Origin of the sequence: Daejeonella sp. (assembly GCF_036405355.1) — a bacterium.
Lineage (GTDB): Bacteria > Bacteroidota > Bacteroidia > Sphingobacteriales > Sphingobacteriaceae > Daejeonella.
The window spans coordinates 1-12,023 of sequence record NZ_DASWXT010000075.1; the positions used below are offsets into that span (position 1 = coordinate 1).

13 protein-coding genes are annotated in these 12,023 nt (G+C 36.7%); 6 read left to right on the top strand and 7 right to left on the bottom strand.

Going from position 1 to position 12,023, the window contains the following annotated elements:
• The 4 genes from bioB to VGE44_RS09465 form a co-directional block, all read right to left on the bottom strand.
• The coding region (gene bioB, locus VGE44_RS09450) for a biotin synthase BioB (RefSeq protein WP_331078326.1) at nucleotides 1-741 on the bottom strand (741 nt) is incomplete at its 3' end.
• 73 nt (nucleotides 742-814) lie between these two features.
• Entirely contained in the window at nucleotides 815-2,164 is a 1,350-nt protein-coding gene (gene mgtE / locus VGE44_RS09455) for a magnesium transporter (protein ID WP_331078328.1), read from the bottom strand.
• Between the two features lie 101 nt (nucleotides 2,165-2,265).
• The gene (gene corA, locus VGE44_RS09460; protein WP_331078330.1) at nucleotides 2,266-3,390 is read right to left on the bottom strand and encodes a magnesium/cobalt transporter CorA; all 1,125 of its coding nucleotides are present in this window, start codon (nucleotides 3,388-3,390) and stop codon (nucleotides 2,266-2,268) included.
• A 2-nt stretch (nucleotides 3,391-3,392) separates the two neighbouring features.
• Complete coding sequence (locus VGE44_RS09465) at nucleotides 3,393-4,001, bottom strand: WbqC family protein (RefSeq protein ID WP_331078332.1); 609 nt, start codon at nucleotides 3,999-4,001, stop codon at nucleotides 3,393-3,395.
• 118 nt (nucleotides 4,002-4,119) lie between these two features.
• On the opposite strand from VGE44_RS09465, the gene VGE44_RS09470 reads away from it, so the two are divergent.
• Both VGE44_RS09470 and VGE44_RS09475 read left to right on the top strand, forming a co-directional pair.
• Entirely contained in the window at nucleotides 4,120-5,004 is an 885-nt protein-coding gene (locus tag VGE44_RS09470; RefSeq protein ID WP_331078334.1) for a lysophospholipid acyltransferase family protein, read from the top strand.
• The gene (locus tag VGE44_RS09475; RefSeq protein WP_331078336.1) at nucleotides 4,997-6,025 is read left to right on the top strand and encodes a glycosyltransferase family 2 protein; all 1,029 of its coding nucleotides are present in this window, start codon (nucleotides 4,997-4,999) and stop codon (nucleotides 6,023-6,025) included. The genes VGE44_RS09470 and VGE44_RS09475 overlap by 8 nt, the downstream gene beginning before the upstream one ends.
• On the opposite strand, the gene aroQ is transcribed toward VGE44_RS09475, so the two are convergent.
• The gene (aroQ, locus tag VGE44_RS09480) at nucleotides 6,008-6,421 is read right to left on the bottom strand and encodes a type II 3-dehydroquinate dehydratase (protein ID WP_305364520.1); all 414 of its coding nucleotides are present in this window, start codon (nucleotides 6,419-6,421) and stop codon (nucleotides 6,008-6,010) included. The genes VGE44_RS09475 and aroQ overlap by 18 nt on opposite strands.
• Nucleotides 6,422-6,494: 73 nt before the next feature.
• Here aroQ and xerD point away from each other — a divergent pair, with 73 nt between their 5' ends.
• Complete coding sequence (gene xerD, locus VGE44_RS09485) at nucleotides 6,495-7,394, top strand: site-specific tyrosine recombinase XerD (protein ID WP_331078340.1); 900 nt, start codon at nucleotides 6,495-6,497, stop codon at nucleotides 7,392-7,394.
• Between the two features lie 2 nt (nucleotides 7,395-7,396).
• Here xerD and VGE44_RS09490 read toward each other — a convergent pair whose 3' ends face one another.
• Nucleotides 7,397-8,449: a nucleoid-associated protein gene (locus tag VGE44_RS09490; protein ID WP_331078342.1), complete on the bottom strand. Its 1,053-nt coding sequence runs from the start codon at nucleotides 8,447-8,449 to the stop codon at nucleotides 7,397-7,399.
• 47 nt (nucleotides 8,450-8,496) lie between these two features.
• Complete coding sequence (gene prmC / locus VGE44_RS09495; protein ID WP_331078344.1) at nucleotides 8,497-9,366, bottom strand: peptide chain release factor N(5)-glutamine methyltransferase; 870 nt, start codon at nucleotides 9,364-9,366, stop codon at nucleotides 8,497-8,499.
• Nucleotides 9,367-9,482: 116 nt separating this feature from the next.
• Between prmC and ribD the strand changes: the two genes are divergently transcribed.
• From ribD to VGE44_RS09510, 3 genes are read left to right on the top strand one after another with little or no spacing between them, the layout of a single operon-like run.
• Nucleotides 9,483-10,532 (top strand): bifunctional diaminohydroxyphosphoribosylaminopyrimidine deaminase/5-amino-6-(5-phosphoribosylamino)uracil reductase RibD, encoded by a 1,050-nt coding sequence (gene ribD / locus VGE44_RS09500; protein ID WP_331078346.1) that lies wholly within the window; start codon nucleotides 9,483-9,485, stop codon nucleotides 10,530-10,532.
• A 1-nt stretch (nucleotide 10,533) separates the two neighbouring features.
• A complete protein-coding gene (locus VGE44_RS09505) occupies nucleotides 10,534-11,385 on the top strand; it encodes an EamA family transporter (protein ID WP_331078348.1) in 852 nt (283 codons plus the stop codon).
• Nucleotides 11,385-12,017 carry a YigZ family protein gene (locus tag VGE44_RS09510; protein ID WP_331078350.1) on the top strand — a complete coding sequence of 211 codons (633 nt, stop codon included), beginning with the start codon at nucleotides 11,385-11,387 and terminating at the stop codon, nucleotides 12,015-12,017. The genes VGE44_RS09505 and VGE44_RS09510 overlap by 1 nt, the downstream gene beginning before the upstream one ends.
• Nucleotides 12,018-12,023: the final 6 nt, after the last annotated feature.

The window sequence follows — 12,023 nt, forward strand, 5'->3', positions numbered from 1 at the left end:
TCGAACCATTTCCCAAACAGAAACCCTGGGTTGATCAGCCAATGGTGTTCCCTTAACAGGTACAAGAGCATTAACTGGTACTGACTCAGGATGCTTTGACATATTTGATAATGTTTTTAGCATTGCAATACGATCGTTGACAGTTTCACCAAGACCAATAATTCCACCACTGCAAACGGTAAGTTTGGCTTTCCGGGCATTATCAATCGTTTTTAAACGATCATCGTAAGTTCTTGTAGTGATAATACGCTTATAATCATCCTCAGAAGTATCTAAGTTATGGTTATAGGCATAGAGCCCTGCATCAGCCAAACGTTGTGCCTGCGTTTCAGAAAGCATTCCTAGTGTACAGCAAACTTCCATATCAAGGGCATTTACAGAACTGACCATCTCTATAACACGATCAAAATCCCGGTTATCCCTTACCTCTCTCCAGGCAGCTCCCATACATAAACGAGATGCTCCTGCATCTTTAGCTTTTTTGGCTGCTTCTGTTACTTGTTCAACAGACATAAGCGCCTGAACTTCAAGATCAGTCTGATACCTTGCTGCCTGCGGACAATAGGCACAGTCTTCGGGACAGCCTCCTGTTTTGATAGATAAGAGACTACTGATCTGGACTTCTGAATAATCTTTGTTTTCTCTGTGGACTGTAGCTGCACGATAAATTAAATCGAGTAGCGGGCTATGATATATCTCTGCTATTTCTTCTTTTGTCCAGTTATTTCTAATCTCGGTCATATTGATTGCCCATTAATTACGGCAGAACAAATTTATAATAAAATCATCAGCCTGGAAATGGAAATTAAATGAATCAGAGAATCAAATTGCTGGCTAAACCCAGCAAGAGAAGGAAGCCAAAAACATCGGTAAATGTTGTTATAATTATTGAAGATGCCACTGCTGGATCTATTCCTACCCTTTTGAGAATAAGAGGGATTGCAGAACCCGAAATTCCTGCAATAATGAGGTTGCCAATCATTGCAATAAAGATTACAAGACCTAACATTGTGTTATGATCATAAAGCAATGCAAAAAGAAAGACAATACAGCCAATCGCAGCCCCATTAATCAATCCTACGGTAAATTCCTTTAACACTGTTCTGTAAGCCTGATTATCGGTAAGATCATTCAGTGAAATACGTCTTACAGTTACAGCAAGTGCCTGAGTGGCAGCATTTCCACCCATTCCTGCTATAATAATCATATAACCTGCCAGTAAACCTAAACTGGCGATGGTACTATCATAATAACGAATAATGGAAGCTGCAAGAAATGCTGTGCCGAGATTTAGTACAAGCCACGGTAAACGACTTTTTACGGCTTCTTTCCAGTTACCAGCAAGTTCTTCATCCTCAGATACACCGGATATTTTCAGGATATCTTCAGTATTTTCCTCTTCCATAACATCGATCACATCATCAAATGTGATTCGTCCAAGGAGATGCATATGATCATCCACAACAGGAATGCTGGTAAGGTTGTATTGTGAAATTAGTTTGGCTACCTCCTCCTGATCTGTATCCGCCTTGACATAAACAAAATCAGAAATGATCAACTGACTAATATTGACGTTGTTACGGGCTTTTATTATATCCTTTAATGAAACAATTCCTTTTAAAATATTGTGTTTGTCAATTACATTAATGGTGTAGAATTCTTCCATCTCTTCCGACTGGCGGATGATTTCTTCAAGGGCTTCTTTTTTCTGCAGATCTTCATTGATTTTGATAACCTGGGTATTCATCAGCCCCCCGGCAGTATCTTCTTCGTATTTTAATAAGGTTCTGATATTGGATGCATCCTCCTCATCAAGTCCCAAAAGGATCTCCTGCTGCTGTTCTTCCGGTAATTGGCTAATAATATCGGTAGCATCATCGTAATCAAGCTCTTCTACAATTTCTGAACGCCTGTCAGGATGAAGGTTTTCGAGTAGTTTTTCCGGATGAAACTCTGAATCCATCTCAGAAATAACCTCTGAAGCAAGCTCTGCAGGCAGAATACTAATTATTCTCTCCCTCGATTCCTGAGATAAGCTTTCAAAAAGTATGGCTATTTCTGAAGTATGATATTCAGATATCAGTTCTTTTAAGACCAGGTCATCTTCTTCAAGTGCCCGCTTAATCTTTACAAGATCTGTTTTATCTAATTCGAAAGACTGCATACTATAAAAGTAGGTAATAGAGATGAGAAATGCCCCGGTTTTGTCTTATTAGGATATGAGAATATTGCATCTGAGCTGTATTTAATTGATTCTAAATAAAATCAGCTTTTATTGAGCCAGCCTTTACGCCAGAAGTAAATCATTTGAATGATTGCAATCAGCAGCATTCCTATCATAGTATATGCATATCCGTGCTCCATATAAAGCTCAGGCATATTACTATTAAGCATTTTACCTGTTAATGGGTCTTGCTTTGCAAAATTCATCCCATAAATTCCGGCAATAAAAGTGAGCGGGATGAATATGGATGAAATGATTGTCAATACTTTCATGATCTCATTCATCCTATGGCTTATCAGAGACAGATTCATATCTACAAGACTGGTTGTCAGATCCTTATAACTTTCAACAAGATCAATTATCTGCATGCAGTGATCATAGGTGTCTTTCAAATAGGTCTTTGTAGTTTTATTGATCAGCCCTGAATCACTTCTGATCATATCATTGATCTTATCACGCTCAGGCCACGCAGCTCTGCGAATCATAATCATTTCCCTTTTTATATTTTGAGTTTGGAACATGAGCGCTTTATCAGCTTTACGATATAATAGCTGCTCAATCGTTTCCAGTTCATCACCTAGTTTATAAATCAGAGTGAAATAATTATCTACAATAACATCAAGTAATGCATATAACAAATACGAGGTCTCCCCTGTCCGGATATTTCCTTTTCCACCCTCAAGACGGTGAATCACAGGCTCAAAAGTTAAACTATAGCTCTCCTGAAAACTGATTAGGATATGGGGTAATAAAATAAAGGAAACCTGTTCATTTTCAATCTCCAGATTCTCATTAACATACATATTTCTGCTCACAGCAAACAGGAAATCACTATACTCATCAAGCTTCGGTCTTTGCCTGCAATCAGTAATATCCTCTATGACCAGTTTATTGATGTTGAATTTATCTTGCAGATATTCCAAAAGTTTGACATCTCCAATTCCGCGAATATCAATCCAGTGATTAAATCCGGGATAAGATTTAAGTTCAGTTTCAATTTCCTCGTAAGAATTGATTATCAGACTATGAAACTCATCCCCTTTGAAGGAATAAATAGTGATCCTGGGTTTTAAAGCACCTTCATAAAGTTGTATAGAGCCCGGACTTGTTCCCGAGATTGGAATATATTTTTTGGATTTTAAACTTATTCTTCGAATCCTGGCCATATTTAAAGATACTTAATACTTTGTGGTCCCTGATTAAATATGAGATCAACTATGCTTAAATTAGGTAAAAACCCATTTCTTTCCTCAAAAACCTGAAAATATGGTTTAAAACTGATTTTAGAATCATGCTTTGGATGTATACTTTCCCTATAATCATCCAGTTCGGGATATGTTGCTTCGAAGCTATTGGTATAGTTGTAATTGATGTTTATTTTCAGAAGGCGGTTTATCAGCTGCAATAATTCCTCATTATAGTCGAAAATAAAATTCCATTTTTTTTCATAAAAATTGATCAGATCATCTTCATAGTATTCAAAATAGGCTGAGCTTCTGTATGATGTTTGCAAACTCATCCAGTGAAGTCTTTGCCACTTGAAGTCGTAGCTTATTCTGACATCTTTCACGAGAGTGTGGTTTTTGGAACCCTTGATTACAGGCACAATCAGATTTAAAGCTCCGTTAGGGGAATGAATTATTGCCCGGTTGCGGTAGCTCTGTTTCTGGAAATTTTCTGCATTCTCTATTAGGATATTGTCTTTATGATTAAGTATTTTACTAAAATACTCAATGGAAGGAAGATAAAATAAAGGGAATACTGCACCTTTTTCCATCGTATAAGTTAAGTTTGTAGAACAGATGCCGAAATTAGTAATTAAACGGCCATGCTGCAAGGATGTAATTATTTACAGACCATGAATATTTTAATCTGAACAGCTTATTCAAACCTTAATGAATCGAGTTACATTCCGTATTACAGCATCCATTTTATATCTTATATCTCTTCTTCCATTCCCTGTTCTTTATTTCTTTTCGGATATCCTTTATATCTTCTTGTATTACATTGTTAAATACCGAAGAAAGGTTGTTTTAAATAACCTTTTAAATTCATTTCCAGAAAAATCAAGATCCGAGATTGAGCAGATAGAAAAGCGATTTTATCGCTATCTGGCAGATTTAATGCTTGAATCAGTTAAAACGATATCAATTAGTGCCAATGAGATAAAAAAACGTTTTGTATTCAAGAATCTTGATAATATGAAGACATATCTGCAAAATGGCAGGTCAATAATAGCTGTATCAGGACATTACGGTAACTGGGAATGGGGCCCGGTAGCGATCGGGCTTGAATTAAGGGAAAAGGTACTCGTAGTTTATAAGCCTTTATCAGATAAGCGTTTTGAAGAACTAATGATTTCGATGCGTTCCCGTTTTGGATCCATAATGGTTCCGATGAAGCAAACCCTAAGGAAAGTATTTGAGTACAGAAATGAGCCGAGTGTACTTGTACTTGTTGGTGATCAAACTCCAACCTTTGAAGAATCTCAATACATTACAAATTTCTTAAATCAACAGACAGCTGTATTTTTGGGTGTAGAAAAAATAGCATTAAAGCTGAAAAATCCAATAGTTTACTTTAGTATAAATAGAATAAAAAGAGGTTATTATGAGTGTGTAATTAAATCTTTAATTGATAATCCTGAGCAGACAAAGGACCACGAAATTACAGAGGCCCATACCAGAGAGCTTGAAAAAAATATTCGTTTTCAACCGGAATATTGGTTATGGTCACATAAAAGATGGAAATTTAGTCCGGAGAATTTAAAAAATGACTAAGATTCCAAAAGTAGCTGTAGTAATCCTGAACTGGAATGGCCAAAGCTTTCTTGAAAAGTTTCTTCCATCTGTTGTAGCCAGTACCTATCCGGGTCTTGAAATTGTTGTTGGTGATAATGCATCCACAGATGGTTCTATTGAATTTCTTCAAAAAAATTACCCGACTATAAGAATCATTCAAAATGATAAGAATTATGGTTTTGCGGGTGGCTATAACAGGATACTGGAACAGCTTGATAATGAGTATTTTATTTTACTTAATTCGGATGTTGAAGTTTCACCTGGCTGGATAGAGCCAGTGATTCATTTGATGGAATCTGAAATGGATATTGCTGTCGCGCAACCAAAGATTCTCTCATACTCTAAAAAAGATCATTTTGAATATGCCGGGGCTGCAGGGGGCTACCTGGATTCTTTGGGTTATCCTTTTTGCAGAGGCAGGATATTTGATACAGTTGAAGAAGACCATGGGCAGTATGATGATCAGTCTGAAATCTTTTGGGCCTCTGGTGCGGCTTTGTTTATAAAACGGAAATACTGGGTTGAAATTGGGGGGCTTGATCCGGATTTCTTTGCCCATATGGAAGAAATTGACCTTTGCTGGCGACTCAAGAATAAGGGTTACATGATTGTATTCTGTCCGGAATCAAAGGTATATCATGTTGGAGGTGGAACACTTAATTCAGAAAGCCCTTTTAAGACCTATTTGAATTTTAGAAATAATCTTGTTTTACTTCAAAAAAATCTGCCCTTTGGCAAAGCATTTTTTGTAATCTTTATACGTTTCTGGCTTGACTTACTATCATTGATTAAATATCTTTTTGATGGTAAACCCCGAAATGCTCTGGCAATAAGTAAAGCTCATTTCTATTTCTTTAGTAATCTTTTCGGGAATATTAAAAAGGCCAGCGAAATAGATGTTTCCAAATTTAATGCTTCCGGCCTTTATAAGGGAAGTATTGTTTGGCAGTACTTTATACGAAAGAAAAAAATATTCAGAGGTCTAAAGAAAACTATCTAAAGCCATTTTGTACCCGGGCAGACCGAAGCCAGTCAAAACTCCCTTGCAGTTTTTTCCTGTAAGTGATATATGGCGATATTCTTCACGGGAATAAATATTGGAGATATGTACCTCTACAACAGGGGTTTTAATAGCAGCGATGGCATCGGAAATAGCTACAGAAGTATGTGTATAGCCACCACCATTCAATATAATACCATCATAACTAAATCCAACCTCATGTAATTTGTTGATGATTTCTCCTTCAACATTACTCTGAAAATAATCGAGCTGGACAGAGCTGTACTTAGATTTTAATTCTTCAAAATAAGTGTCAAAGCTGCTATCACCATAGATTGATTTCTCACGTACACCCAGTAAATTTAAATTTGGTCCGTTAATTATCTGTATTTTCATCGATTATTTGTGATTTATGATTTCAAAATTATGAATACCAAATGGCGTTTCATTACCAAACTTAAAAAATAAATTGGACTGGCAAACAGGACTTATAGGCTTTAGATCATATTTAAGATTAGAGCGTTCATTATCGGCAAATACTATAGAAGCATATTTGCATGATGTAGATATGCTGATACAGTTTTTTAAGACCAGATCTCTAAAAAAAGAGGTAACCGAAGTTTCAGGTAATGATTTGAAGGACTTCTTAGTCTGGATAAATGAACTTGGAATGCTTCCTCCCACTCAGGCAAGGGTTTTATCAGGCTTAAAAGCCTTTTTTAAATACCTGCTTCTGGATAATCAAATTAAAATTGATCCATCTGCACTAATTGAGAGTCCTAAAACGAGCAGAAAATTACCTGACACGCTCAGTATCCTGGAAATCAATAAATTGATTGAAGCCATTGATCTTTCAAAAGCCGAGGGAATGCGTAATAAGGCCATGCTTGAAATTTTGTATGGATGTGGATTAAGGGTATCCGAACTAACAAGTCTTAAAATTTCGAATTTGTTTTTGGATATCGACTTTATTAAGATTCTGGGAAAGGGAGATAAGGAGCGTTTGGTACCGATCGGATCGGAGGCTATCAAATTTCTGAGGATATTTATTGAGGAAGTTCGGGTTCATATAGCTGTGAAGCCCGGAAAAGAGGATTTTGTTTTTTTAAACATGCGTGGAAATCCGATTTCAAGGGTAATGGTGTTTCTTATTATCAAGGATCTCGCAAAAAAGGCCGGTATCAATAAAAGTATAAGCCCGCATACTTTCAGACACTCTTTTGCAACCCATTTGATTGAAGGTGGTGCAGACCTAAGAGCTGTTCAGGAAATGCTGGGACATGAAAGTATTACCACAACAGAGATATACACGCATTTAGACCGTGATTATTTACGGGATACCATTATTCAGTTTCATCCCAGAAGCTGATCTTATTGTTCTTCCCTAAAATAAACCTTGTAATAATTCATAGATTTATCATCATCAAAGCCCTTTTCAATCAGCTCCTTATTTCCATGAATATAAATATGAAAGTTCTTATCGAGTTTTAAAACGCTTTTAAACACTCTGGATTGTTTTTTTACTGCAGCTCCCGAAATATCAAAGGGCTGATCAAGGCCTGCATCAAATTCCTCATTGTATTCCCGGCTAAATTTTTTGAAAGATTCAATCGCTTTGGGATTTTCGATCACTTCCTCTGAGAATTCATCCAGATCGAAACTATCTTTCTCCTTGAAATATTTCATAGAACGGTTCAACAAGTCAATCTTATCAGCTTTTGAAATATCAAACTCATCATCTATTTTATTGGTAATGAAATTTTTATAAACTCCCAGCGTAGTATTTGTCTTGTTGAAACTATCATTTCTGATTTTTAATTGTAAAAAGTCATCTTTCCAGTAAGCTGCATCGCTTCTGTTAGTCTGATCAATAAGCATAACCCTGTATCCCTCCTCCTTTTCAGTATTGAAAATGAGGCAGCCTTTATCCAGTTTCTGAATATTGATGGCGTCTTCCTCGTAGTTAAGTGCAAAACCACCTTGTTCCGGACTAACTTTCAGGTAACTTTCTTTGGTCTCGGACTTAAAAATCCCAATAGCATCAAGCATTTCACCTTCCAGTTGTAAATCTTTAAATGAGGCTATGTAAAGCTCACCTGCCTTAATTTTGGGATGATTTGAGCTTTCATACAGGTACTTTGCTATGTTTCTGCTCAGTTCATGAAAACTGGCTTCATCTGAAAACATCAGGGAACTGAAATGGAACAATTCATTAAGATTAAGATCGCCGCTTGAGTGAGTAAACCTGTAAACCTCATTTGCCTTTTCAAATGGTGACAAAAAATACTTTACCAGCAAGTTCCTTAATACTTCATCAGCAATATTTAGTGGCTGCTCAGACAAAATGTAAAACTCATCCTGAACCTTATTTCCAACCCTATGTACGGAAAGAAGATCCAATGAAGCTTCGAAAAATGAAATCATAATGTATTTATAATAAGATTATTATATTATTTAATATAAATTTTTAGTTAATATACTTTGCTTTTGATCATTCTGTCTTTTCCGCTCAGATCCTGTCGTAATTCAATATTTTTAAATCCCATTTGTTTTAATAATTGAACTGTATCCTCTCCCAGGTTCTCATTGATCTCCAGGTATAAAGACCCATTTTTATCTGAATGTTTTAACGCGAAGTCTGCAATCGCCCTGTAGAAAATAAGCGGATCATCGTTCGGAACGAATAATGCGAGATGTGGTTCATGCTCAAGTACATTTGGCAGCATTTGTTGCTTTTCTGCATCTGTGACATATGGCGGATTACTTACGATAATCCCGAATTTCTCATCCCTTAATTCTCTGCTTACTGGATTCAATATATTATCCTGAATAAAATGCATCCTGGTTTTATTAGTAGCTGCATTTTGCTTTGAAACATCCAAAGCTTCAGGAGAAATATCAAGTGCATAAAGCTGAGCTTCAGGAAGATTTTTTTTCAGGGATATTGGAATACAGCCACTTCCTGTTCCGATATCAATTATTTTTAGCCCCTCTATCGATGTCTTGGAGTTACGGACATCTGACAATATCCATTCAACCAGTTCTTCTGTCTCAGGTCTTGGAATTAACACTGAGGGATTAACCTTGAAGTTCAGTCCGTAAAATTCTGTTTCGCCAATAATGTATTGAAGCGGTTTTCCGGTTTTTAATTCTCCCAGGATGTTTAATAATGATTCATATTTATCAGAAGGAATATCTGTATCCTTTAAATTCAGGTACTCTGCCCTTTCAATTTTGCAAATATGGCTGATACTTAACCAGGCAAGACTAGCAGCTTCCCGCATGTCGTAAACAGGGGTGAGGCTGTCAGTAAAAATCCGTTCGGCTTCTCTAAAAGTCATGCCGCAAAGTAAACCAATTCAGCTGAGAAATAAACACTATGAAGGCTTTCTATGGTATTGAATATAAATAAACTGACCATGAATGATTTTAAGCAATTCATAGCTATTTTTGTAATATGTACTCCCATCAAAACTACCTCCAGCGTTGTATTGATCTTGCCCGCCTTGGAGCCGGTTGTGTTAGTCCGAACCCAATGGTGGGATCTGTTATAGTTTGTGATGATAAAATTATCGGTGAAGGCTATCACAGAGTTTATGGTCAGGCACATGCCGAGGTAAATGCAATTAATCAGGTTTTTGAAACACATGATAACGCCAAAGAGCTTTTAAAACGATCGACCATTTATGTTAATCTCGAGCCTTGTTCCCATTTTGGCAAGACTCCTCCATGTGCTGATCTCATTATTTCAAACGAAATTCCAAGAGCAGTAATAGGTTGCCGGGATCCCTTTGGTCAGATAAATGGTAAGGGGATTGAAAGACTCAGGAATGCCGGAATTGATGTTGTTGAAGGCATAATGACAGAGCAATGTATTGATCTCAATAAACGATTCTTTACCCGGATACAAAAACAAAGACCCTATATTATTTTAAAATGGGCACAAACCTCAGATGGATTCTTTGCACCTGCCGACAGGTCTCAGAAGTGGATAAGTTCCCAAAATGCAAAGCAATTAGTCCATAAATGGAGAACCGAAGAGGACGCTGTATTAGTTGGAAAGAATACGGTATTAGCCGATAATCCCCGCCTGAATAGCCGGGAATGGCCCGGGAGGGATCCGATCCGAATTGTAATTGACAGACGATTGGAACTGCCAGAAAATTTCAATGTTTTTGATCAGAGTCAGGATACTATCATCTTTAATGAGAAAAAAACTGACCTGGTTGACAGGATCAAATATCTGGAACTGGAAGATTTTGATAATTTACTCCCTCAATTAATTGCTTATCAGCTTTATCTGATGGATATTCAATCTTTGATTGTTGAAGGTGGTGCTGAAACACTAAACCTGTTCATAAAAGCTGGATTATGGGATGAAGTACGTGTTTTTACTGGTCCACAAAACTGGAATTCCGGTATTCCAGCACCAAAATTCTTCGGTAAGCAAGGTGAAACAAAAAATGTCGGAGCGGATGTACTGAACATTTGGTTTAATAAGGAATAATATGATTTATATCTTCCTGAGTGTTTGCTGCAGCGTATTTGTATCGGTCTTACTGAAGCTCGCAAAACGATATGAAATAGATACCCAACAGGCTATAGCATGGAATTATTCTATAGCAGGTGTTCTTACCTGGCTCATTTTTAGACCTGAAATTCCGGAGTTTACTGAAAAAATATACCCGGTTTTCATTGCTCTGGGAATATTGTTGCCATCATTGTTTGTAGTATTAGCGCTATCTGTTAGATATACAGGGATTGTAAAAACCGATGTAGCGCAGCGTTTATCACTTTTTATTCCCGTACTGGCAGCTTTTCTGGTATTTGGAGAGCCATATTCATTTATGAAAATTGCGGGAATCGGAATTGCCTTTATTGCAATAATTTTTTCAGTTCCCTGGCAAAAGCAAACTGAAACATCACATTACTATTGGATTTATCCCCTGATTGTATTTATTGGAATGGGAATTATCGACATACTGTTTAAACAGATTGCCAGAACTGAAAATGTTCCTTTCACATCTTCCCTCCTTGTAGTTTTTACTTTAGCGTTTATAATTTCCATTTTATATCTTTTATATCAGATTCTGGTAAATGGATTAAAACTGACCATAATCAATTTAATCTGTGGCTGGATTCTGGGAATTGCTAATTTTGGAAATATTGTATTCTATCTGAAGGCTCATCAAAGCCTAAGTAATCAACCTTCTGTGGTGTTTTCTTCAATGAATATTGGTGTAATCCTGCTTGGATCAGCAGTTGGTGTTCTGATTTTCAAGGAAAAACTTAGCCGCTTAAACTATGCCGGAATTGTTCTGGCACTGATTTCAATTTTGGTCTTTAGCCTGGCACAATAATGCTTTTTGACGATACTTATAAAACGATCCAGGAACTATCAGAAGGGGTTTACCGTGATAAGGGCAGTAAATTTATTGCATACCTCTACCCTCTTAGCTCTGAAAATGACATAAAGGATATTATTACTGCATTAAAAGCAGAGCATCCTAAAGCGAGACATCATTGCTGGGCATTCCGTTTAAGCCCCGACAGAACAGTCTTTCGTTTAAATGATGATGGGGAACCATCTGGTACTGCAGGCCGACCAATTCTTAATACATTATTATCCAATGAATTAACCAATATTCTGGCAGTGGTTGTAAGGTATTTTGGTGGAACATTACTTGGGGTTCCCGGTTTAATCAATGCCTATAAATCAGCGACAGTTGAGGCTGTTAAAAATGCTAAAATCATAGAGAAAACTGTGAATTCGGTATTCAAGATAGAGTTCGGACATGCTCAAATGAATGAAGTGATGAAAATTGTAAAAGAAGAAGATCTTAAAATAAGTAATCAGAATTTTGATCTGAACTGTTCATTTTTGCTTGAAATCAGGCAAACTCAGGTCAATAAAGTGATTGGAAAGCTTGAAAAAATTGAGGGTTTGAAGTGGAATTCTAATTTGGAATCAGGAGCAATGAACAAAGAATAATGACGT